Source organism: Moellerella wisconsensis (assembly GCF_022592395.1).
Taxonomy (GTDB): Bacteria; Pseudomonadota; Gammaproteobacteria; order Enterobacterales; family Enterobacteriaceae; genus Moellerella; species Moellerella wisconsensis.
On record NZ_CP093242.1, the window covers coordinates 3,132,339 to 3,158,071 of the forward strand.

Consider the following 25,733-nt stretch of genomic DNA (forward strand, 5'->3'; position numbering starts at 1 on the left):
CTACTTTAGATAAAAATAGGGGCCTAATTGAAGAACTGTAATGATGAGAATGATTAATTATTAACGGCAAACTTCTAGATTTATTAACGGCAAACTTCTATAGTTGGACTACATTTCCCTCGCACTATCCACAGAAATAATCCAGCCATAATAATTAATAAAATAGGTAAACCACTCGGTGAAACCGAAGTCGCAACACCTGATAATAATGGACCAGAAAGATTACCAACCCCCCATAGCATCGCCGCCGCCGCATTAGCTACAATTAAATCATTACCGCTAAAATATTGTCCTATTTGTACCAGAGCAATCGTATAAATAGCCCCAGCAGTCGCGCCTAAAATAATTAACAGCGGCCAAATAAGATAATGATTGGTGATAACAAACGGTAATAATAAACTGGCTAGCAACGTAATGACCCCGCACCAGCGGTATAATTTCCCGCGGTTCATATGATCAGCCAGCCAACCAAACGGCATTTGCATTACTGCATCTCCGGCTAAAATTGCACTGATCATCATTGCGGCTATCGTCTCGGTATGCCCCATACTGATACCATAAATCGGGAACATGGATAAAATAGTGCCATCAAAAAAGGCAAAAAATAAGATCCCCGCACACAACGCAGGCGCAACTTTGATAAATTGAATAATAGAAAATTGAGCATGGGTTGCGGTTGCAGGAATTTTATCACCAACCTTTTGCTCCATTAATAAAAATAATACGACGGAGAATAGATGAATTAGCGTACAGATAAATAAAGGGGATTTATCTTCAACGCCATAATATGCAATAAAAGAAGGGCCTAATAACTGGCTAATGGTAAATACTGTCGTATAAATAGCTAAAATCCGCCCACGACGATTTTCTGGCGATAACTCATTAATCCACGTTTCTCCCAAACAAATCATCACGCCACTGGCTAATCCAGTAATCAAACGTAAAGGAAACAACAGCCAAAGTGGTAATGAGCTTAATAAAGGTAATAAGCTAATCGCCGATATAATTGTCGCAATTAACATGGCGTAACGCTTGCCCGATAATTGGGCTATTTTTTGTACCGCGGGCGCAATGAGTAGCATCCCAAATGCCGGCGCCGCAGAAATAAGCCCAATATAAAATTCGCTAATACCGTTGTTATTGAGCCGTAAAGCAACCATTGGAATACTTAATCCAATAACGATGCCGATAACAGCAATACTGGCGGTGATGGTAAAAATAGCAAAAAAGGGGGAACGACGGAAATTCTGAAAACGACGACTATCACTATTCATTTTGAAATAAACCTGCTTATCCAGCAAGTACCTATAGTTTTTTATTCCATTAATAATGCTATTACCAGCAATATCAAAGGGGAAATATCTTTAATTAAGAGAATATGTTGGTCATAATATCACTCTGATCACTGTAAAGCATCAGTAACCAGAGCGATAAAATAAATAGAATAGAAAATAAAGCATTTATTTAAAGGTGCGATCAAATATATAAATATTAATTTAACCGATCCCATAATCTAGTAGAGATTTACGCCTTATTTTATTAGTGGACTATATCCATAATAGTGAATAGCAAAATATTTTTATCCATCCTAATAAGAATATCCAAACTAAGAATTAGTGCAGATAATTTTCCATGATGTCAAAAACAGTTAAGTCATCACTAAAACTAACTTGCTTTACATCTTCAAGTTTTTCTACCTGATTAACCATCTGAGATAATCGCTCATCATTCTGTACTAATAACCAAATACGACTTTGATTAGTGTGCTTTAGCGGTAAACATAAAATGGCATCGACGTTAAAGGCACGACGAGCGAATAGCCCACAGATATGCGACATGACACCGGGGTGATTACTCACAATCAGCTCGAGAGCGATAGCGCGCGAATCAACAGATTGGAGATCTACCGGCTCGGCAATCATAGCGTCAGCTTTTTGTATATCGGTCGATTTTATCGTCATAATTATGCTCCAATCATATCAATATTTGCGGCACCCGGCGGAACCATAGGATAAACATTTTGCTTAACATCAATTAACGCATGGATCAAACACGGTCCCGGCTTATTCATCATCTCTTTTAACGCGGTTTCAGGATTTTCTTGCTGATTCAAATCGCAAGTTTCCAGACCAAAACCCGCAGCAATTTTAATAAAATCCGTTTGATAAGGATAAGCAGCAGCATAAATTCGATTTTCAAAAAATAATTCTTGCTGCTGATGTACCATACCTAATGCCTGATTATTCATTAAAATAATTTTGATATTCAATCGATGTTCCGCAGCAGTAGCTAACTCTTGAATATTCATCATCAAGCTACCATCACCAGAGAAACACAGCACGGTAGCGTCTGGATTTGCCAATGCTGCACCTATTGCGGCAGGTAATCCAAATCCCATCGTTCCTAATCCTCCTGACGTCAACCACTGCCGGGGGCGAGATAAAGGATACACCTGCGCAACCCACATCTGATGCTGGCCAACATCCGTGGTAATAATGGCCTCATCACCCGCCGCTCGAGCCGCGGCTAACACTAAACCATAATGATGCAAGGGATTATGTGCCTCAGATAAATCAAGCGAATAATCTTGTTTTAATCTATTCACCCGAGTTAACCATTCCGCACGTGAATTACGTTTGACTAAGGGTAATAACAGCGCCAAAATCTGCCCTGCATCGGCATTAATCGCAATATCTGGCTTTCTAATTTTACTGATTTCAGCTTTATCAATATCAACGTGAATTATCTTAGCATTCGGGCAAAATTTTTCGGCGCGGCCTATCGCTCGGTCATCAAAGCGTGCACCAATAACGACTAATAAATCCGATTCTTCCATGATCATATTGGTACTTCTTGCCGCGTGCATCCCTAACATTCCCAAATATAAAGGATGTTGGTTGGGTAAAATACCCAGCGCCATTAATGTCATCGTCGCCGGTAAATTAGCTTTTTCAGCTAAGGCAATCGCCATCTTGGTTGAATTAGAGCTAATAATTCCTCCGCCATAATAAAGCACCGGAGATTTGGCGGTGTTGATCATATTGGCCGCGCGGATCACTGCTTCCATATCAAAGGTTGGGGCTTTATCCTTTTCTTGAACTTTAGCCCATTGATCACTGGTGATAGTCGCAGTTTGTACATCTTTCGGAACATCTATCCATACCGGTCCCGGACGCCCTGACTCCGCAATACAAAAAGCATCAGTTATCACTTGGGGTAAATCTTTAATATCCCGAACCAGATAGTTATGTTTAGTAATTGGTATTGAAATACCATAGGTATCAACCTCTTGGAAAGCATCTGTACCTATCATCGATAAAGGAACTTGCCCAGTAATACAAACCAAAGGAATCGAGTCTAATTTAGCATCCGCAATGGCAGTAACTAAATTGGTCGCGCCGGGGCCACTGGACGAAATACACACCGCCGCCTTGCCTGTGGTTCTGGCTATTCCCTGCGCGATAAATCCAGCGCCTTGCTCATGCCGTGCAAGAATATGACGGATTTTTTTACTTTTTCCTAAAGCATCATAAAACGGTAATGCGGCTCCGCCAGGAATACCTGACACCGTGGTAATGCCATGCTGTTCCAGTAAATAAACAATTAACTCTGCACCGGTAAACTGTTTTCGCTGTTCTGATGTTATGTCCGACTCGCTCATAGTTACTATCCTTTCACGCTGGCCGGCACATTTTTGCGGGGGGATAAAAATAAAAAACCCCGCTCGGTGTGCGCCGGCGGGGTTTCGAAATCTGAGTGATCCAACCCGTTACGGCGCATTGCCGACCACCACCACCACGCGCACGACTACCGCAGCACGTGGCGCGGTGAATAGTAGAGCTGAATGATGGGGAGTTAAATTCACGGGTCAATCCTGTTTTAATGGCGTTTAATTTTAATGGCATTAGTTACTTAATCTTGTACTAAAAAAACACATCTTCTTGGCAATGACAATGCTTTTTTAGCATCCATAAAAAATAAACTAAAAAACACGATGAACATCACATTTATTATTCACTACCTACCTCGATATAAAATATCGAGTCACGATAAGATAATAGATAAATCAGTCATTCACTAATTCAAAATTGATGACATACAGTTTTTCAATATTAGGATAAATATCACTAATTAATGTTTTTAATTTATCTAACGGCAAACATTCTTGCTCCGCATGAAATTCAGAAATCTCATCAAAGGCTAAAGGTGCAACAGAGAGTATTTTAATAAAACAAGCAAACTTTCCTGTTTCTAATGCAGAAACTTCAACTATAGTTCCCGGAACATAGTGGCTTTCCGCTTCATCACGAATAGTGATAATCTTTTTCCCTGAGATAACTAATGGCAGCAACCATTCAAAAAAAGTTATTTTTGTAGGTATCGACTTTGTAGGCATCGGTATAGATATCGGCATATTTACTCCTCTATATTTAATAATATTAACGATATTGTCTTTAATGAAAAAATTATTTTTCACAGATTAAAATTAATAATTATTAATTTTTTTAATTAAATAATAGTGATTATATGAAGACCATTAAATAAAAAACATAAATAATGCAGGCAATTAAATAACCAAATAAATTAAATAATTTAGTCATAAATTCTATCACTAAAAATATTCAATACGATATAACTATCTCAAGCCATATAGATGATTATTTTTTTCTACGCCCTCAATAAAAAACCCCGATAAATCGGGGTTTCATACAATATTATTAAGCCAATATTTTTACATTTAACTCAGAATGGAATATCGTCATCGAAGTCCATTGGAGGTTCATTGCTCTGTGGCGCTGATGCTTGTGGACGAGATGGTGCACTACCCCCGCTAAATTGTGGCGCAGACGGCTGTTGAGCTTGTGGCTGCTGAGGTTGTCCCCATCCGCCTTGGTTGCCTTGGCTTTGTGATGATGACTCTGAACCACGGCCTCCCAGCATTTGCATGCTGCCGCCGATATTAACAACAACTTCTGTTGTATAGCGATCTTGACCGCTCTGATCTGTCCATTTACGCGTTTGCAGAGAACCTTCAATATAGACCTGAGAACCTTTCTTCAGATATTCACCAGCCACTTCGGCTAATTTTCCGAAGATTACCACACGGTGCCATTCGGTTTTTTCACGCATTTCACCAGACGATTTGTCACGCCAGCTTTCAGAAGTTGCCAGAGTCAAGTTGGCTACAGCGCCACCATTTGGCATGTAACGGATTTCTGGATCCTGTCCTAGATTACCGATAAGAATAACTTTATTTACGCCTCTGCTGGCCATTTAACACTCCTGATGCAATAAAATAGATCGTTCATACCCTAAATAATCCAACGCATTAGAAAGCCCAAAATGACGGTGTCTCAAGAAGATAAGACTTAGTAAATGCATCACTAAGTTGCCTGCCTGAGGATCACCACAACATTTATAATAGCAGTCTGCAATTTGACCTATGATGGGTATAGCTTGATGATTAAGTTTATCACGCGAGCCTGATATTGAACATGATAACAATTCAGTTTGCGTAGCGGATGGCAAAAATTTATTGAGTATTCATTATTCACTAACTCGCATCGGTGATAAATTAAAAAAACTAACTCTGTAATTTAAGCTGTCACTGATGACACAAGCTATTATCTCGATAAGTATACAACCGCTGATGATCAGGGTAGCCTTATGCTTAGATAATATATAATCAATGCAGTTGTCGTTTGAAAATAGAGTGAGAATTCAACCAAATTCACTAATAGCACTGTATATTCATTCAGTCTTAACTGTGTAATAATAGTTCGCTTATAACTGCTTACTATCAAATCATCTGGGAAGTGGTAAATGGATAACATCGAAGTTCGTGGTGCCCGCACCCATAATCTGAAAAATATCAATCTCATCATCCCCCGGGACAAACTGATAGTCATTACTGGCTTGTCTGGCTCAGGAAAATCATCATTAGCTTTTGATACACTGTATGCCGAAGGTCAACGCCGCTATGTAGAATCACTTTCTGCCTATGCCCGCCAGTTTCTTTCATTAATGGAGAAACCGGATGTCGACCATATCGAAGGTTTATCGCCGGCAATTTCTATCGAGCAAAAATCTACGTCGCATAATCCGCGATCTACGGTTGGGACTATTACTGAAATTCATGATTATCTGCGTTTATTGTTTGCCCGTGTAGGTGAGCCTCGCTGCCCAGATCATGATATCCCGTTAGCCGCACAAACTGTTAGCCAAATGGTGGATAATGTCATCGCCCTGCCTGAAGGTCAGCGCTTGATGCTATTGGCGCCGGTGGTGAAGGATCGTAAAGGTGAACATGTTAAATTATTAGAAAATCTGGCAGCACAAGGTTATATCCGTGCTCGGATCGACGGTGAAGTGTGCGATCTTTCTGATCCCCCTAAGTTAGAACTACAGAAAAAACATACCATTGAAGTCGTGGTTGATCGCTTTAAAGTGCGCGACGATATCGCCCAGCGCTTAGCTGAATCCTTTGAAACTACGTTAGAATTATCCGGCGGTACTGCGGTGATTGCTGATATGGACGATCCTCAAGTTGAGGAGCTCATATTTTCAGCTAATTTTGCCTGCCCAGTCTGTGGCTATAGCATGACAGAATTAGAGCCGCGCTTATTTTCATTTAATAATCCCGCCGGGGCTTGCCCTAGCTGTGATGGCTTAGGTGTGCAACAATTTTTTGATCCTGAGCGGGTGATCCAAAATACGGAAATATCGCTCGCGGGTGGCGCAATTAAGGGCTGGGATCGTCGAAATTTCTATTATTTTCAAATGCTACAATCGCTAAGCAAACACTATAAATTTGATATTGAAGCACCTTATAACACTCTTGATCCCACTATCCATCAAGTTATTTTGTATGGCTCGGGTAAAGAAAGTATTGAGTTTAAATATCAGAATGATCGTGGTGATATGACCGTTCGCCACCACCCTTTTGAAGGGGTGCTAAATAACATGGATCGCCGTTATAAAGAGACTGAATCCTCAGCCGTACGTGAAGAACTGGCTAAATATATTAGTAATCGTGCATGTGTCTCTTGCGGCGGAACCCGCTTGCGTAAAGAAGCCCGCTTTGTCTTTATTGAAAATACCACCTTGCCTGAAATCTCAGAATATAGCATTGGCCATGCACTGGATTTCTTCCGTAATCTCAAATTAAGCGGACAACGAGCTCAAATTGCTGAAAAAGTATTAAAAGAAATTAGCGATCGATTAAAATTTTTAGTCAACGTCGGGCTAAATTATCTCAGTCTTTCACGCTCTGCAGATACATTATCCGGTGGAGAAGCTCAGCGTATTCGCCTCGCGAGTCAAATTGGTGCAGGCTTAGTCGGCGTGATGTATGTATTAGATGAGCCTTCGATTGGTTTGCATCAGCGCGATAATGATAGACTGCTAGAAACCCTAGTCCATCTGCGTGATTTAGGCAATACCGTCATCGTGGTTGAGCACGATGAAGATGCGATTCGCGCCGCCGATCATATTATTGATATTGGCCCGGGCGCGGGAGTACACGGCGGTGAAGTGGTCGCCCAAGGTAATCTGCAAGATATTATTGGCAACCCTGAGTCATTGACCGGTAAATTTCTGAGCGGCGAAAGACGAATTGATATCCCACAGCAACGCGCTATCGCTGATACATCCAAAATGCTAACCGTCATTGGGGCGACAGGAAATAATCTCAAAGATGTCACCATCAAGCTGCCCGTTGGATTATTTACCTGTATTACAGGGGTTTCAGGTTCGGGTAAATCAACATTAATTAATGACACTGTTTTCCCGATAGCTCAACGTCAGCTAAATGGCGCGACAACGATTACTCCCGCGCCTTATCGCGATGTCGAAGGGCTAGAAAATTTTGATAAAGTTATCGATATTGATCAAAGCCCGATAGGCAGAACACCACGCTCAAATCCAGCAACTTATACCGGCGTTTTCACCCCGATCCGCGAACTGTTTGCCGGTGTTCCAGAATCAAGAACCCGAGGTTACACGCCTGGGCGTTTCAGTTTTAACGTGAAAGGTGGCCGTTGTGAAGCTTGCCAAGGTGACGGTGTTATCAAAGTTGAAATGCACTTTTTACCGGATGTCTACGTGCCGTGCGACCAATGTAAAGGCAAACGCTATAACCGTGAAACCTTAGAAATTAAATACAAAGGTAAAAATATTCACGAAGTACTGGATATGACTATCGAAGAAGCGCGTGAATACTTTGATGCGGTTCCGGCGCTGGCACGTAAGCTGCAAACGCTTATCGATGTTGGCTTGTCTTATATTCGTTTAGGGCAATCAGCGACTACCTTATCTGGCGGGGAAGCTCAGCGAGTAAAACTAGCGCGCGAATTATCCAAACGTGGCACTGGGCAAACATTGTATATTCTGGATGAGCCAACCACTGGATTGCATTTTGCGGATATTCAGCAATTACTCAAAGTACTGCATCAGCTGCGAGACCAAGGCAATACCATCATCGTCATTGAGCATAACTTGGATGTTATCAAAACCGCTGACTGGATTATCGATCTCGGGCCTGAAGGCGGAAGCGGAGGCGGACAGATCTTGGTTGCGGGTACTCCCGAAGAGGTTGCTGAATGTGAACAATCACATACCGCACGTTTCTTAAAACCTATTTTACAGCGCGGATATTAATCAGTATAAGCCCGCATTAATTTGGCTTGAATGTGACTATCAAAATCCCCCGCTATGCGGGGGATTTTATAGTTAAATTAATTACTTAGTATTACCTTAGCACACCGCAGCAAATGCTTCGACAATACGCTGAACATTATGCCGATTAACTCCCGCCATACAAACTCGGCCGGTACCGACTAAGTAAACGGCATGTTCATTTTTCAGTCTATCAACCTGTGCTTGGCTAAAACCGGTGTAGCTAAACATTCCGCGTTGTTGCAGCAGATGATCAAAATTCATGTGGGGTAAGGCGCGTTTCAATTCATCGACCAAAACCGTACGCATTTCAATAATACGCAAACGCATTTGTTCAACTTCTTGTAACCATTGCGCTTTTAATTTGTCATTAGTCAACACCTGCGCCACAATTTTTGCGCCATTAGATGGTGGGCTAGAATAAAGACGACGCACTCCGGCTTTTAATTGCCCTAAGACACGTTCACACTCATCTTTATCTTTACAGATAACCGAGAGTCCCCCCGCGCGCTCACCATAAATGCCAAAAATTTTGGAAAATGAATTGCTCACAAACACCGGTAAACCGGCTTGAGCCATCGCTCGAATGGCATAAGCATCTTGCTGTATACCTTCAGCAAAGCCTTGATAAGCAATATCCATAAACGGAATTAATTGACGCTCTTTAGCGACTTTGACGACCTCATCCCATTGGCGAGAAGTTAAATCTGAACCGGTTGGATTATGGCAACAAGGATGCAGTAAAATAATACTATTTGCCGGTAATTTCTGGAAAGTTGCCAGCATTTCAGCAAATTTCACCCCTTTAGTCGCTTCATCAAAGTACGGATAAAAATGGACTTTGGTGCCCGCACCGGCAAAAATTGAGCCGTGGTTTTCCCAGGTTGGGTTGCTGCACCACACCTCGGAATCAGGGAAATAACGATTTAAAAAATCAGCACCTAATTTTAATGCTCCAGAGCCACCAATGGTCTGCACTGTCGCAATACGCTGCTCGGCGATGAGCGAGCAATCATCCCCGAATAATAATTTTTGAATTTCTGTTCGGTAATCTTTCAAGCCTTCCATGGGTAAATACAGGGAGGCACAAGCAGGCTGTCGTGCTAATGCCGCTTTCGCTTCACCTACCGTGGCTAATTGCGGTGTTTGACCTTCACCATCATAATATAATCCGATACTTAGATTAATTTTATGGCGGCGAGGATCTTTATTAAACTCATCCATTAACGAGAGGATCGGATCACCCGGATAGGCTTCAATATTTTCGAACACAGAAATTTCCCCTGATTTATTTTTTTAACTTCGTTATTTGAAAATAACGCTTTGCTAGCTATTCGTCCAGATATTCCATTGATACTCTTGATGTTAATTTAGTCAATAACTCGTAATCGATAACCCCAGTATGTGCTGAGATTTCTTCTACCGGCAGAGATTTACCCCATAAGATCACTTCATCGCCAACCTTATCGGTGGCCTCTACCCCTAAATCAACGGTGATCATATCCATCGAAACACGACCAACAATCGGCACTTTACGCCCGTTAATCATTACTGGCGTCCCCGAGGGCGCACAACGTGGATAACCATCGCCATAACCAATTGCAACAACGCCTAGACGGGTATCCTGTCGGCTGCACCACGTTTCGCCATAACCCACACATTCACCAGCCGCATGTTTACGTACTGCGATTAGGGTAGATTTCAGGGTCATCACTGGCTGTAAACCAAAATCAGTCGCAAGTTTGCCTTCTTGCGGCGACGCACCATACATCATGATCCCCGGCCTAACCCAATCGTAATGTGCTTGTGGCCACAGCAAAATCCCGGCAGAAGCAGCGATTGATTTTTCGCCCGGTTTATCACGAATGAATTGCTCAAAACAAGCCAGTTGGCTGGCTGTAGTGGTGAGTTTAGGATCGTCAGCCTGACAAAAATGGCTCACGATATTTACGGCGGGATGCACATTATGGCACTGAGTTAAGCGTTGATAAAATGCCTCTGCATCTTGCGGCAGAACCCCCAGACGATGCATGCCCGTATCCAACTTCATCCACACTTTTACTGGCGATTTCAGCGGTAATTGCTCAAGCATCTCAAGCTGTTCGATACTGTGAACCACAGTATCAATGCGTAAATCGACAATGTGTGGTAAATCGTCAGCTTCAAAAAAACCTTCAAGTAAAACAATCGGTTTCTCTATCCCATGGTCTCTGAGCGCAATCGCCTCTTTTAGCCGGGCAACACCAAAACCATCCACACTATCTTGTACCGCCAAACCTACTTTTGTTAACCCATGGCCATAAGCGTTTGCTTTAACAATTGCAATAAGACGGCTATTCGGTGCCAGTTCTTTAACGCGTTGCAGATTGTGTCGCAGAGCGCGGCGGTCAATTGATGCGGTTGCCGCTTTCATGATTTTACCGTTGTTCCTATCTATTATTTAGTTAAATATCTATTATTTGGTTAAATATCTATTATTTGGTTAAAGATCTAGTATTTGATTAAAGATCGATTCTAGCGTCAAAATAATTCAATCAGCAAAACGCGGCACAAAAACATCAGTTCATCAACAGAGCGACCTTAGTCTACTAAATCTCTGATCACCACCAATCTACAACGACTGAGCCTCTGACTTATCGATAACAAATTAATATCAACTTGAGTCTATTCATCACTATAAGCAGGGCCGGCATAGTTATCAAATCGCGACCACTGCCCATTAAAGGTAAGACGTACGGTACCAATTGGGCCATTACGCTGTTTACCAAGAATAATTTCGGCGACACCTTTCATATCACTGCCTTCATGATAAACTTCATCACGATAAATAAACATAATTAAATCAGCATCTTGCTCAATAGAACCGGATTCACGTAAATCAGAGTTTACTGGGCGTTTATCCGCACGTTGCTCAAGGCTACGGTTTAACTGAGAAAGTGCGACTACCGGCACTTGTAACTCTTTAGCTAAAGCTTTTAATGAACGTGAGATTTCCGCAATTTCCAACGTACGGTTATCAGACAATGAAGGAACTCGCATTAATTGCAGGTAATCTATCATGATCAGACTTAATCCACCGTGTTCGCGATAGATGCGTCGCGCTCGAGAACGCACTTCTGTCGGGGTTAATCCTGAAGAATCATCGATATACATATTGCGTTTTTCCATCAATATCCCCATGGTGCTGGAAATACGCGCCCAATCTTCATCATCTAACTGTCCGGTACGGATCCGAGTTTGGTCGACCCGGGATAACGACGCCAGCATACGCATCATAATTTGATTGCCGGGCATCTCAAGACTAAAAATTAATACCGGTTTATCTTCTGTCATGGCAGCATTTTCACACAGGTTCATCGCAAAGGTGGTTTTCCCCATCGATGGACGTGCGGCCACAATAATTAAATCTGATTTTTGTAAACCCGCGGTTTTCTTATCGAGATCATGATAGCCCGAAGAAACCCCGGTAACGCCATCATGCGGCTGTTGGTACAACTGCTCGATTTTCTCTACCGTTTCAGACAAGATAGCTTCGATGCCTTTCGGTCCATCTTCTTTATTGGCGCGGGATTCCGCAATTTGGAACACCTTACTTTCGGCCAAATCTAATAAGTCTTCGCTGCTGCGTCCTTGAGGATCATAACCGGCATCGGCAATTTCATTGGCAACCGAGATCATATCTCTGACCACCGCGCGCTCACGCACAATATCTGCATACGCATTGATATTGGCCGCACTTGGGGTGTTTTTCGAAAGCTCGGCTAAATAAGCGAAACCACCCACGCCCTCTAACTCACCCCGTTGCTCTAAAGACTCTGACAAGGTGATTAAATCTATCGGATTTCCCTGCTCAAGCAGACGCTGCATTTCAGCAAAGATAATCCGATGCGGACGACTAAAAAAATCTGCCGGAGTCACACGCTCGGAAACGGTATCCCAGCGTTCATTATCCAGCATCAACCCTCCCAGCACCGATTGCTCTGCTTCCAGAGAATGAGGCGGCATTTTCAGCCCTTCCATCTGTTGGTCTCTGGGTCCATTCATCGATTTATCTGAAGGATATTTTTTAGCCATACATTTTCACCCATATTTCAATACTGATAACAGCGCAATAGTATACGCTAATCTAATCTGTTAAGGGATGTTCTTTCGCCCCTAACCCCATTTTGATAACGCCGTCGGTAAAACCAGAGATAAAGATAATCTTAAATAAAATCGCGTTATTATTATTCTATTGATATGGTTAATGCAGACAGTTTTTTTCAGGAGGGCGAAATGGTTAAACGTATTGAATTTACTGAGTATGGTGGCCCCGAGGTATTATCTTTCTGTGAATATACTCCCGCACCTTTAGGCCCGGATGAAATCCGCATCGAAAACTATGCGATTGGGGTCAATTATATCGATACTTATGTCCGTAATGGATTATATCCTACCGCGCAATTTCCTAGCGGTTTGGGGACAGAAGCCGCAGGCCTGGTGGTTAAAACTGGAGCGCACGTGCTCGGTTTCAACCCCGGTGATCGCGTGGTATATGCCCAATCTCCTTTAGGGGCTTATAGCGAGATCCATCAAGTTGATCAACATGCGGTTGCACATTTACCTGACCATATTTCCTTTGAGCAAGCCGCAGCCAGTTTCCTCAAAGGCATGACTGTTTATTATTTACTCAACCAAACTTATGCGATTAAACAAGATGAAATTTTTCTTTTTCATGCTGCCGCAGGTGGGGTGGGGTTAATTGCTTGCCAATGGGCGAAAGCACTGGGAGCAAAAATGATCGGCACCGCAGGATCCGCCGAAAAAGTGCAACGAGCAAAAGCCGCCGGGGCTTGGGAGGTGATTGATTACCAAAAAGAAAATATTCCTCAGCGTGTTTTCGAACTCACACAAGGCGCTAAAGTTAATGTAGTTTATGATTCTGTCGGTCAAGCCACTTGGCTTGATTCACTGGAATGTTTAAACCAACGCGGGCTGATGGTTAGCTTTGGTAACGCTTCGGGGCCGGTTACTGGGGTCGATTTAGGCATCTTAAATAAAAAAGGCTCGCTGTATGTGACTCGCCCTTCACTTTCAGGCTATGTGACTAACAGAGAACAACTCAATCAAGCCAGTCGCGCATTATTTGACATGATAAGCAGCGGTCATATCAATGTCGATGTGCCTGAGCGCCAAAAGTTCGCCCTAAAAGATGCGGCTAGCGCCCACCGATTATTAGAACAGCGTCAAACCCAAGGGGCGTGTTTACTGATCCCGTAACTAAAGATAAAACCCCCTAAATAGAGTGAACCGCTGTCATGAAATAGCCCATCATATAGTCATCACAGCGGTTGATTATCTTAGTTTTCAGATTGTTTATCGTCCGCATTTTTAGTAGTTTCTTTTCCTTCCATGATTTCAATGGCAATAATATTTTCAGCCACGTTAAAAGGAATTAACCTGATGAACTCTTCTGCGAAATTAAGCCATCTGCTTGACCATTTATATGCCAATAAAAAACTCGCTGCCCTAGATATAGAAATAATTCACGATTTTTCCCAACAAAAATATCTGACATTACTGAAGCAAGAGAACGTATTGCCGCAATTTATCGCCATTCAACAATCGATGAATTTAACCTTAAAAAGTATGGATAGTGCATTTTTAACCCTAAAAAGCGCTAACATGCCCGTGGCAGAACAACAAATAATGAAGATGGCGATGCTCAGTCAAATGTTCTATCAATTTTCCAGTTTCAGACAACAATTTGAAACTCTGGTAGATAATAATCAAATAACCATAAAAGAATAGAAGAATAGAAGAATAGAAGAATAAAATTGAGGCCTACAGATTTTATTACTGAAGGCCCCATTAGCTGATTTACATGAAAAATCATTGAGAATAAATACAAAATCCCACGGATGAATTAATCACGAATAACAAATTGTAGCGCTTGTTCTACCACCGCTAAATCAGCGCCCGCTTTGTGGGCATTTTCACTGAGATATCGACGCCATTGGCGGGCACCAGGTATACCTTGGAAAATTCCCAACATATGTCGAGTTATATGGCCTAAATAAGCCCCTTTCGATAATTCAGCTTCAATGTACGGATACATTTTACGTACTGCATCTATCGGATCAGTCACTGGCAGCTGAGGATCAAATAACTGGTGGTCAACATGGGTCAATATAGTCGGATTCTGATAAGCCTCACGCCCTATCATCACGCCATCCAGATGGGCTAAATGGTGCTTGGCTTCTTCCAACGTTTTGATCCCCCCATTAATCGCCATGGTTAACTGAGGAAAATCACGTTTTAATTGATAAACTCGCGGATAATCTAACGGCGGAACTTCGCGATTTTCTTTTGGGCTCAATCCGGACAACCAAGCTTTACGTGCATGAATAATAAACATTTCACATTCGCTTTTGGTCGAGACCGTATCAATGAAATCGCATAAAAATTGATAACTGTCTTGTTCATCAATCCCAATCCGAGTTTTTACCGTAATAGGAATCGAAGCGCTATCTTGCATGGCTTTCACACAGTCAGCGACTAAATTGGCATCTCCCATTAAACACGCACCAAAACGCCCATTTTGTACTCTATCTGATGGGCAACCGACATTTAAATTAACTTCATCATAACCACGCTCTTGCGCTAATTTAGCACAGGTCGCTAATGCCATCGGATCGCTTCCGCCCAATTGTAAAGCTACCGGATGCTCTTCAGAGCTGTAAGCCAGATAATCACCTTTGCCATGAATAATCGCGCCAGTTGTCACCATTTCGGTATACAGCAAGCTATTTTTAGTCAAAATTCGGTGAAAATAGCGGCAATGACGATCCGTCCAATCGAGCATAGGCGCTACAGAAAAACGATTTAAATTTTTATAACCTGTAATACCTTGGAGGAGCGTGTTTTCGCTGTTGTTTGTATTTGTCGTATTTCCGTGCATTTTGACCTATTTGGGTATATTTGAGCTTGATCAGGACACCGCTGAGGACACCTTAAAGTGAGTGTGCTTAGTGTCTAATGCTTGGTGTCTAATGTCATGAGTAATATTAAGATGGCTGATTATAGCATAGACCAAACAATCAGAGCAGATGCGACTGTGCGATATGGCACGATGACGGGCAATAAGACAGCAATATCGGCGCTCGGTTATAGCGCGCGGTTAGCATTAAAAACCTGCGCCAATATAAATATGGGGATTTGAAAACCATGATTATTTATCTGTTGCTATTCCCCTACTAACGCATCTTCAACAGAAAGAACCACTGCCGCAATCTAAGTTAATGGGGCATCAGCGAAATCGATAACATTCAGTTGGCTGACAAAATAGGGTGCAACACCTTGGCTACAGGCAACATTCATTGGCTTCATTTCAATTTGGCTCATGATTATTAGGGGAAAATTTGGGTCTCAATGTACTTGATTGCCAACAAGATTAAAATTAGTAATTTATGCAATCAAAATGAATATTTATATATTAGGAGTATAAATGATTAGAACCAATCGCAAGATCATAAATTAATCCTAGATGGGCATTAATTTATGACCCTACGCGGAGGAAATTAATTATCTTTTTCGATATATAGAGTTCTGGATGGGAAAGCAAAATCCGCCCCATGACTATGAACAATTTCAATAATTTTTAAATAGACTTCTTGCTGTGCGGCTAACCACTCTGCCCATACGGTGGTTTTAGTAAAACAATAAACCATAATATTAAGTGACGAATCGGCAAATTGATTAAAATAAACCAGCAATGTCTGACTCCCATCAATTTTGTCGTTCTGTTTTAACATAGTTTGAATATCTTCGACGATAGCACCAATTTTATCAGCGTCTTCATAACGTAAACCTAATTCTGTTTCGATCCGGCGATTAGTCATTCGTCCCGGATTTTCCACACTAATAGATGAAAAAATTGAATTAGGAATATACAAAGGGCGATGATCAAACGTCATAATTTTTGTTAAACGCCAGCCAATCTCGACCACAGTGCCTTCTATTTGTCGGTCTGGAGAGCGTACCCAATCGCCAATATTAAATGGGCGATCGAAATACAGCATCACACCGGAGAAAAAGTTACTTAGAATATCTTTACCCGCCATACCGATAGCAATACCGCCAATACCGCCAAAGGTCATCAAACCGGATAAACTCATGCCAAAATGTTCACCGAATAATAAAATAACCACCACAAATATCGTGATTTTAAACACCCGAGAAATAATACGTGCCGAAGTGGGGTCACTGCCTTTTTTAATCTGTGATTTTTCCAGTCGATTAATCAGCAAAAACAGTTTTTTGACTAAAATTAAGGCGATCAGTGAAATAGTAATTAAATTAATAATCTGGGGAGTAATTAAATGCAGATTAAAATCGGTAATCGCCATTTGTGCATATTGTCCCATTACCATAACCAGCGTACATAAGATAATCGCTTGGGTAATGTGGACAATAATATTGCGACTTCTCGCTTTTCGTAAATGCGTAAAATATTCTAAAACTAAAAAAGCCACAAAACAGGCACCGATAATTCCCGCGCCAATAGAATATTTGGCAATAAGTGCTTCGTTCATAAAGTAACTCCAGAAATAATAATACGGCTGTTTTTATTATATCGTTAATATCTGAAAATCTATTTCACCGATAGCGATATCAACCGTCATAAACCTGCTCATCCGATGATATGAAAGGTATTATATAGTAAACATAAAGTTATCATAATCTTATGTTGATTTTCTCTATGGCTCGATTGCATCCCCTGATGACTGATTACTCTTGAATCAAGTAAAAAGCAGGGTATAAATAGAAAAAACAAGATAAACAACGCTTAAGGACAGTAAACCATAAGCGTTTTTTCGGCTAACTAACGAGATTATCAGCTCACTTGATAGCCAATCGATGATTATCAGTTGAAATAACGATCAAAAAAATAGCGATCAAAATAGGCGCTCAAACATAACCGTTGGCTGCCAATCTGCCGCCGCAGCTCTGGATAATTCAGCGGTTCCCGAGGCAGTTTCAATCCGCCAGCTGACCATATCACTGATCAATTGATCGATCGTATTCTCGGTGACATTATCAATCGTATTCTCGGTGACATTATCAATCGTATTCTCTGTTGCATTATCAATCGTATTCTCAGCGCTATTTTTAATAGCCGCGGTTAAATTAGCTGGCATAGCCGAATGATAATGCAGATTGACGCCATTGATCACGGGGGCAATACTTTTACGTAAAAATACTTTTCGCCCGTGATAAGATTCATAGGTTTCTTCAATCTGGGTCGCTGATAATTGGATGACATTACCTGATATTCCCGGCTTAAAATTAATTAAATGCAGCTGGTTTCTGCCCCAAAAATCGATAATAGTGACATCGCCCATCCCCTGACCATCAACCAAATAGCTGTCATCGCCTTCTCCCCCATTGAGCAAATCGCGCCCATCAAGCGAAATTAATAAATCATTGCCTTTCCCGGTAACCGCCACCAGCTTATCGTCCCCCGCTCCGCCATACAGCACATTATTTCCATCACCAAAAGTGAACAGGTGATCATTTCCCGTCCCGCCTTTAAAAACGCGCCCATGGCCACTATTATCGGTCACGGTATTATTTCCCGCTTGAGTGTTAATCAGCCAGTCTCCCCATCGATGAGTATGGCTTAATATCATGCTGTTATTTAACTGATTAAATAGAGGTGAGCGCTCGGTACCAATCAACGCACCTTGTAAACTGTCTACCGGCTTCCAAGATGCAAACTCTCCGCTCATTTTGGCTTGAGAGGATTTATCCCGTAAATCATCGACCAATGGGGTAAAATTAACCTCGGTTAATCGAGATAGCGCTGCGGATAATTGTGCATAGTGATGCACTTGATTACGCGGCTGTTGATTATGCGGCTGTTCGCTAGGCACATAATCAGACAGCGTAGGCTGTTTAATTTTGACTGTACGCCCCGTGGATGAAGTATAGCAGTGTAATCGCTCACCTTTAGGGGTCGTTTCCGTGGTAAATATGTCAGAAAAATAGAGCAAATGGATCCGATTATGTCCCTTTTCATCATCAATGTTGACCTCACCTTGCCCTCGGCCATCAATCAAATAGTGATCGTTACCGCCGCCGCCAACAAGATGGTCATTGCCATTATCAGATAATAGAAAATCTTGATGTTCACCACCATACAGAAAATCATTGCCCTGACCACCGTACAACGAATTATAACCGGCAAGCACCTTAACGATATCATCCCCCTCACTGGCATTGATTACTCGCCCTATTCGGCTATTATCGGTGACGACATCATGACCTGATTGACTATTAATCGCGTCATGAGAACTCAAATAGCCTTGCGGCAAGAGGATCACATCATCATCTTCGGTGCCCAGATTAAGCGAAAATAAGGGGGCGACATGGCTTCCCGTCGAACTTAAATTAACCTGAAATACATTGCTGTATTGATCCTGAATAAGTACATTTTTGGCCATGGAAGCCTCAAAATGCGTAAAACGAACCGCTAACTTTTGCTGCCCAAATCGATCCATTAACTGCAACGTATGATCCTGCATCGACAGTTTATAGCCATTCATATTAGGCAGTAGCAAAATGACTTTATCGTTTTCAGAATAACGGCCACTAACGGTAGAAAAATCAAACACGACTTCGCCGTTTTCCACCGGTTGATTAAATTGATAAATATCTTGACCACGGCTAACATAAATCTTATTGCCCGCACTGAGATAACTGATTTGATTATTAGAATCATCGCCGGAATAAAACACATTTTCGCCCTGACCGACGAGGTTAAACCGTCCCCAACTCGGTGGAGTGTAAGTTCGCGTCTCATCAATGATCAACGTGCCACGCTGCTGATCAAAATCAATACATTTAACCTCGCCAAGCGATAACTGATCATTATTTTGTAAATAGGTAATGTTGAACAATCCCGTCGAGAGCGGCTGACTGCTATCTGGCGCTAAATCGACTAATTGGCTGGTTAGTAAAAATCCATCCCGCGTACGCAGAGTATAGTCATGACACAGCACCCGCCCATTACTGCGAGTGATATAAACATTTTTTAATCTAATTTGGATGCGACTGCTTATCGATGAAAAATCAATGCCGTCAATCTCTGGAGTAGAAATAGAAAGTGTGATTAATAAATCGCTATCATCAATAGATATTTGGGTAATTTCATTCAGTGAATATCCTAAATCCACGCGACTGGCCGATTTACTGCGTTCATCAATCACTATCTGGCAGCTATATATCGTGGGGGAGCGCTGTATATAATCGGCATTAATAATTTGATGGTCGCTGAATTTATGCGTTTGAAAATCATAGCGTTTCTCTATCTGATAGAAATCATCACGCTGTTTATGCCACTCAAAACGGCGCAAATAATAGCTATCATTACCTTCACCGCCGTTGGCATAACCGGTGGCTAACATTAATCGATCGTCGCCAGCCTCGCCATATAATTGATAATTTCCGTAGGCGCCATCAAGCAAATTATGCTGCTCATCGCCGCGGACAATATCGGCATAATTTCCGCGCACAACAATATTTTGAATATTTTCAATATGGGCAAAATTAATAGACCGGTTTTGATCAGCGTGGTGATAAATTACCGACTTATTTTTTAAATCTATCTGTGCCGAATATCCTAGCGGGCGATCAACAATAATCAAACTATCGTTGCCCCCCTGACCGTCTAAATATTTAGACGGTATATCAGGATCCTGCGCCAATAAATTCTCAATATCGCAGTCGGTTAAATAGAAATAATCCATTTTGTCGCCACCGACAAAAAATTTCTGTCCCGATAAAATTTGAAAAGCATAAAATTCATCTTTATTGCCAATAAATATATCATTGCCATTAGCCAAATTAACACTCTGACCGGTTAACACTCGATTTTGCAGATAGTCGGCAATCGTAGGTAAATCGTGTTCAATCACTTGGCTATAACGCTGAATATTAGCCAATAAATTAGGATGACGATTTGCCGCAAATTTTGACTGTAAACTAAATAGATTCCAGCCAATCGTCGCTGACAATGAAAGCTGATTAGCTACTGACTCGGTGAATTGGGCTGTACTCCAACGGTGTCGTTGCTTAAATTCTGCCAATAAAGGATGTTGATAATTAGCATCAAAAATGAGGGCTTCATGACTTCCAAGACTTCCCGCTCGATAGTAATTGATCGGCCTTTTTAATCGTTTAGTCCATTTATAATCGCAATCACTATCATGCTGATCCGCAATACGCACTGAACCATCAACCCATAAATGATAATTTTCTAATAAGATATCGGCTTCTTGTTCAGTAAATGAGGGAGCGCCGCGCTGGGTATATCCGAGCTGATAACCAAAATGCGGAATGAAATGTTTGCCTATTTGGCCGGCAAAATAGTTTCCTTTAGCATCAACCAAATAATAACGCCGCATTTCTGCCAGCGTCGGCGTTTCAACCACACTGAGATGCCTATCAAATCCCGCGGGGAAAATCAGCGCTTGAAAACGGGCTAAATCGGTTTCCCACGCGGCATTTTTAAACGCCTCACTATAACGATGAAGACTTAATTCATGCTGCGATCGCTCGGTGGGGGCTAATCCTACCGCCCCGCGGAATCCCTCTTCGATTTTACGCCCAAGCGACAAATTAATTTCATCATTCAATCGTTCAACAGCACGAACACCGTTATAAATCATTCCCCCGACTAATATCGCACCACCGAGAGCCAATCCAGCGACCGGGATCACTGCCGAACCGGCTAAAATTCCGACGATTGTCACGCCGCCAACCATCGCGCTACCGAGAGATAATCCGGCGCTAACAAATATATCCTGACGCATTTTAACGTCGGTAATTCCGTCTAACTTAGACAGTGCATCGTACGCCTGATAAATATCTAATCCTATGCCCACCAAATTAAATAAAATCACCACTTTAGCCGCAAGAGTATGCGCTATATTAAATGAACCCGTTTTTGCATATGCGAATTCTAATAACATCGGCTGTATCATCATGTCGCCATAATTAAAAAAAGCAGACGCGCAAGTGATATAAATATTTTTCTCTATCTCTGCCTGCTCATGGCGCGTTAAATCGGGATTATCGAGTTGCTTAAGTAAGGTGGATAATGTTATCAGCGACAAAATAACGCCGGCGCCGCCCATAACTTGTCCGGCACGATTAGCGACACGTAAATAACGTGGTAATTTTAGCCCCATATGGTGCAAATTTTCCAACGTTGCAGCAGCGATTATGCGCGCATCAGCATCAACATGGCGCTCAATATAATTAAGCTGCTGGATAGCAATCGCGGCTTGCTGAAAATCAGTCGTAGAATCGATAATTTGACCTACACCCACCTGATTAATCTGACGTCTAATCATTCGCAATAGGGTTATATCGTGTTTTCCACCGTCCATTAGCGTCAAGGCTGCCGCGAGTTTTTCAGCATCAAAACGTACATTTTTTAAATTATCTGCCGATTGAAGATCATGAATAGTCACAGGTTTTCGGGCTATTGATGCCCCTAAACGCTGTAATGTGTTCAGCGTGATTGGCTCGCCATTAAAATCAATCAATCGATGAGATAAGGGGTCAAACTCGGATGACTGGGGGATGATATCAGGGCGATGAGATGGCTCTAAAAACAATGAAAAGTCTGTTTGATCGGTATAGTCATAATTAACTTGCTGAATATCTGCTCTAAAATCATTGCCCTTGCCAGGCTCAAAACCGGCTAGTTTACCGCGTGAAATAAAACGCCCATCCGGCTGCTCAATCTGCTGATTAAAATAATTGAGTACGCTATCGATAAAACCATGCCAAGCAAAAGCTAAGTTATTATTTCTAACCCGTAACTCCACCCCGGTAGGATCGAAAAAACTGATATCATGTTGACCGTTTTGCCAGGAATAATTTACGCTATAGGTAATCGATTTTCCCTTTAATAATAATGTTTGCTGGGGATCTATGGTCATCATGGCGTATTTAATCGATTGGTCTAAACGGGTAATCATTCGTTTTTCTGACATCTCAACCGAATGTTGATAAAACGCTTGCATCTGAGCCAATAACTCAGCCTCCGCCGGTAATAATGCGCCTTGCCGTTGCTGTTGAAGCAGCACGGACATTCGCTCAATATAATCGACGGTATATTCTGGAGTTAGATAACGACGTAACGCGCCATATAAAAATTTAAATTTATTATCTAATGAGGAAAAAGAAGCCTCGCCATAATATAATTGATGATTAAGTCTACGAATTTGTGAATCCGGGGCATGATTATCGGTGGCGCGGACTAACTGACCAAAATTATTTAATTGTAACTGGCGACTGCTGGTATATTTTTCTATGGCTTGAGATAAAGTCAGATCTTTTAATGGCGCGTTTTCGCCAATAAAGTGATGATCATTTAATTTAGCAAAATGATGTAAAATATCTTCAAATAATAAAAATACCTGCGGTTGATTCATCAGAGCTAGCACCTCCCCATAATTAACGCCATTCAATGCAGGGAATAATAGCCCGAGACGTTGAAGTGAGGTTTTACTTAATGAGCGTAATATTATCGGATTATCCCGAATAGCCACCATCACTCGACTTATTTCACGCGCATGCTGTTGCAAGGTACCCCGATAATCAACCTCAAATAGGCTTGCCCACTGAGCAAGAACATCCACCGGATTACGGGATTTATCATTAAAAAATTGATGAGCTTGCGGACTAATCAAGGGATCACTAAGCACAATATTTAATTTATACTGATCTAATAGGCCGTCAGCATCGGTAAAATAGAGTTTAAGAAACGGGTATTTAGCCAAAGTAACTTCCGAAAGATTAATCTTATTTAACACCAGCTTTCTGAGCAAACTATCAATCTGCTGACGAACAGTTTTAGTTTGAGCTACCACTCCTTCGACCGTCGCAAAATCCTCCCCCCCGCCGAGCGGCGGTGATATTGCAGGAATATCGATCAATCCCACCGGCTGTTTCATTCCCTGTTGTTCGAGTAAAGTCGAGAATTGCTGGATAAAGCGTTCCTTTTGCGCTAAAGGCAATAACCCATGCTGGTCAGTAAACCATACCGAAATATCCTTCGGTTCGCTTAAAGCATACTGCTGTTTTAATGCGTTGAAACTACTCGCTAAATTGTGCTTAAATTGGCTGTTCTCATGCAAACTATGTAATAACAGCCATTTTTGAGGTAACCCAGCTAACTTTTCTATATCGCCATATTCCACAGCCATTTGCTGAGAATTAGCATTCAATTGAATAATTAAAGTGTTATCTGGATAATCTGAGGTAAAGTATTCGGCAGCGAGCCGAGAGAAATTTCCATTACCTGCACGAATAACAACATAAACTTCCTTCGGGGGAATTGCATGAATATCGCGCTGAATAACTAAAGGTTCTATCATCGGCCATATTGGCGTCTCTATGACTCCAGCAATATTTAATTTCTCTAATAATTTCTGTTGAAATATATCATTTGAAAGTTGTTTATTTTCATTAATTAAATCCAAGAAACATTGATAGCCTTTATTATTAAATGAGATTTTTTTGATTAAATCAAAATCTAATGTCGCATCAGGTTTTTTTAATAAAAATAAAGGATCTAATTCTGTATCACCAATCAGTTGCCATATTTTAATTTCACCTCGCCTTAATTCATCAATAAAGTGTAATATAGCCAGTTTATTATTTATATAAACTTGTTCTGTTGCTAGATCATATTGATAAGTAAATTTATATTCTTTACTACTTGTCATTTCTGGCTCGTAATCACTTTCCCAAAAGACGCGGTGCCCAGTAATTCTATGCCCTACCGTTCGATTATATGCCACGATAGGCATATTCATGCCATAATTAGCAAATCTTTTGGTCGCTTTTAGCGCGAAGTTTTCAATAATACCACCACGGGATAAATGACATCCCATCAGCACTATTTTATCCGGGGTGTAATTGATTAATAAATTATTTCTTAAATCATGCATACCCTTAACAAATTCAACGGCGGTATTTCCTTGAAAACGTATTTCTTTTCTATTATCAAATCTATTTCCATGCCCAATCACCACCCATCTAATTTTTCCTGTAATTTGAGTATTTAGCTCACCGTATAATACTCGCCACTGTTGGCTATCAATATCATACTGAATAATAATTGATTTATCTGGATGCTTAGACATGGTTTTTAATGCGGCTCGCGATGAACTTAAATCACCGGCAATTTGTACGATAATATTATGCTCATACTCGGTGGATGTTATAGTATATCTTTCTAATCGCAGTAATTGATTTAAAGCATCAAGATCATCTAAAGGGTTATTCCAGTGGTCTAATTTATCCGTTGATGTGGATTGCTCTCCCGCCAAAGGTTCCGCAGTCTGAAGGCCAAAATCAGATAAATAAATATCACTAAAATCCGTATCTAATTTAGCAATAGGCTCTCCAAGTGTTGGAGCAATATTATTAGTATCAATAGACATTAAATCATCTTTATTAACCATCGGATAAATTAAATAATTATTTTTACTAATAAATAAAGCCTCGCCGAGTATACTTAATGTCGTAAAATTATCTCTAAGTAAACGCTTAAAACTCATATCCTGAAGAATATCACTGTAAATATTAATTTCTTTATTATTTAAGACTAATGTTGATAAGGTGATATTTTCATTTATCGCTGTCGGTAAATGCGTGACTTCTACTGGCGGGTTACTTATAGACTTAGCATCGTCTAATAATAGATTTTTTCGTGCATGAGGGATAAAATATATTTTTTCTTTTTTATTAACTATATTAGAATTATATTTATTAAATAGCATAATCATATCCTTATGAATTATTACTTAATTAAAAGTTAACAACAAAAACCATATCGATAAATATTATTAATACCAATGCGCTTTCTTATGTTAATTTAATATAATACAATAAAAAATACTATTTACTCGATATAAAATAAAAAAAACGACTGAATTAATTGAAATTCAATCGTTTATGAAAAATATAGTGATAATTTAATTATCAAGCTTTAAATT

The 25,733-nt window shown here is 41.0% G+C and carries 16 protein-coding genes; 4 read left to right on the forward strand and 12 right to left on the reverse strand.

The window, feature by feature from the left end:
* Positions 1 to 83 precede the first annotated feature (83 nt).
* The 6 genes from MNY66_RS13705 to MNY66_RS13730 all read right to left on the reverse strand — a co-directional run bounded on the left by MNY66_RS13705 (position 84) and on the right by MNY66_RS13730 (position 5,274).
* Positions 84 to 1,274, reverse strand: coding sequence for an MFS transporter (locus MNY66_RS13705; protein ID WP_241501082.1), 1,191 nt, complete (start codon positions 1,272 to 1,274; stop codon positions 84 to 86).
* A gap of 339 nt (positions 1,275 to 1,613) precedes the next feature.
* A complete protein-coding gene (gene ilvN / locus MNY66_RS13710; RefSeq protein WP_241501891.1) occupies positions 1,614 to 1,922 on the reverse strand; it encodes an acetolactate synthase small subunit in 309 nt (102 codons plus the stop codon).
* A gap of 41 nt (positions 1,923 to 1,963) precedes the next feature.
* The gene (gene ilvB, locus MNY66_RS13715) at positions 1,964 to 3,661 is read right to left on the reverse strand and encodes an acetolactate synthase large subunit (protein WP_241501083.1); all 1,698 of its coding nucleotides are present in this window, start codon (positions 3,659 to 3,661) and stop codon (positions 1,964 to 1,966) included.
* Between the two features lie 108 nt (positions 3,662 to 3,769).
* Entirely contained in the window at positions 3,770 to 3,865 is a 96-nt protein-coding gene (gene ivbL / locus MNY66_RS13720; RefSeq protein WP_134473623.1) for an ilvB operon leader peptide IvbL, read from the reverse strand.
* Between the two features lie 201 nt (positions 3,866 to 4,066).
* Entirely contained in the window at positions 4,067 to 4,414 is a 348-nt protein-coding gene (yqfB, locus tag MNY66_RS13725; RefSeq protein ID WP_082120768.1) for a N(4)-acetylcytidine aminohydrolase, read from the reverse strand.
* Between the two features lie 329 nt (positions 4,415 to 4,743).
* Positions 4,744 to 5,274, reverse strand: coding sequence for a single-stranded DNA-binding protein (locus MNY66_RS13730; RefSeq protein ID WP_047254992.1), 531 nt, complete (start codon positions 5,272 to 5,274; stop codon positions 4,744 to 4,746).
* Between the two features lie 549 nt (positions 5,275 to 5,823).
* Between MNY66_RS13730 and uvrA the strand changes: the two genes are divergently transcribed.
* Complete coding sequence (gene uvrA / locus MNY66_RS13735; RefSeq protein ID WP_047254991.1) at positions 5,824 to 8,658, forward strand: excinuclease ABC subunit UvrA; 2,835 nt, start codon at positions 5,824 to 5,826, stop codon at positions 8,656 to 8,658.
* Between the two features lie 96 nt (positions 8,659 to 8,754).
* Here the strand turns inward: uvrA and MNY66_RS13740 are convergent, their stop codons facing one another.
* From MNY66_RS13740 to dnaB, 3 genes are all read right to left on the reverse strand, one after another.
* Complete coding sequence (locus MNY66_RS13740) at positions 8,755 to 9,948, reverse strand: amino acid aminotransferase (RefSeq protein WP_047254990.1); 1,194 nt, start codon at positions 9,946 to 9,948, stop codon at positions 8,755 to 8,757.
* Positions 9,949 to 10,006: 58 nt separating this feature from the next.
* The gene (alr, locus tag MNY66_RS13745; protein ID WP_241501084.1) at positions 10,007 to 11,089 is read right to left on the reverse strand and encodes an alanine racemase; all 1,083 of its coding nucleotides are present in this window, start codon (positions 11,087 to 11,089) and stop codon (positions 10,007 to 10,009) included.
* 251 nt (positions 11,090 to 11,340) lie between these two features.
* On the reverse strand, positions 11,341 to 12,750 hold the full coding sequence (gene dnaB, locus MNY66_RS13750) for a replicative DNA helicase (protein ID WP_047254988.1): 1,410 nt from the start codon (positions 12,748 to 12,750) through the stop codon (positions 11,341 to 11,343).
* Between the two features lie 201 nt (positions 12,751 to 12,951).
* Between dnaB and MNY66_RS13755 the strand changes: the two genes are divergently transcribed.
* Positions 12,952 to 13,935, forward strand: a complete 984-nt coding sequence (locus tag MNY66_RS13755; RefSeq protein WP_241501085.1) for a quinone oxidoreductase — start codon at positions 12,952 to 12,954, stop codon at positions 13,933 to 13,935.
* Positions 13,936 to 14,118: 183 nt separating this feature from the next.
* The gene (locus MNY66_RS13760; protein WP_047254986.1) at positions 14,119 to 14,466 is read left to right on the forward strand and encodes a hypothetical protein; all 348 of its coding nucleotides are present in this window, start codon (positions 14,119 to 14,121) and stop codon (positions 14,464 to 14,466) included.
* Positions 14,467 to 14,581: 115 nt separating this feature from the next.
* On the opposite strand, the gene dusA is transcribed toward MNY66_RS13760, so the two are convergent.
* Positions 14,582 to 15,616 (reverse strand): tRNA dihydrouridine(20/20a) synthase DusA, encoded by a 1,035-nt coding sequence (gene dusA, locus MNY66_RS13765; protein WP_047254985.1) that lies wholly within the window; start codon positions 15,614 to 15,616, stop codon positions 14,582 to 14,584.
* Positions 15,617 to 15,712: 96 nt separating this feature from the next.
* On the opposite strand from dusA, the gene MNY66_RS13770 reads away from it, so the two are divergent.
* The gene (locus MNY66_RS13770; RefSeq protein ID WP_156170977.1) at positions 15,713 to 15,877 is read left to right on the forward strand and encodes a hypothetical protein; all 165 of its coding nucleotides are present in this window, start codon (positions 15,713 to 15,715) and stop codon (positions 15,875 to 15,877) included.
* A gap of 358 nt (positions 15,878 to 16,235) precedes the next feature.
* Here the strand turns inward: MNY66_RS13770 and MNY66_RS13775 are convergent, their stop codons facing one another.
* Both MNY66_RS13775 and MNY66_RS13780 read right to left on the reverse strand, forming a co-directional pair.
* Positions 16,236 to 17,249 (reverse strand): mechanosensitive ion channel family protein, encoded by a 1,014-nt coding sequence (locus tag MNY66_RS13775; RefSeq protein WP_047254984.1) that lies wholly within the window; start codon positions 17,247 to 17,249, stop codon positions 16,236 to 16,238.
* 363 nt (positions 17,250 to 17,612) lie between these two features.
* Positions 17,613 to 25,517 carry a C80 family cysteine peptidase gene (locus tag MNY66_RS13780; protein ID WP_241501086.1) on the reverse strand — a complete coding sequence of 2,635 codons (7,905 nt, stop codon included), beginning with the start codon at positions 25,515 to 25,517 and terminating at the stop codon, positions 17,613 to 17,615.
* Between the last annotated feature and the right edge of the window lie 216 nt (positions 25,518 to 25,733).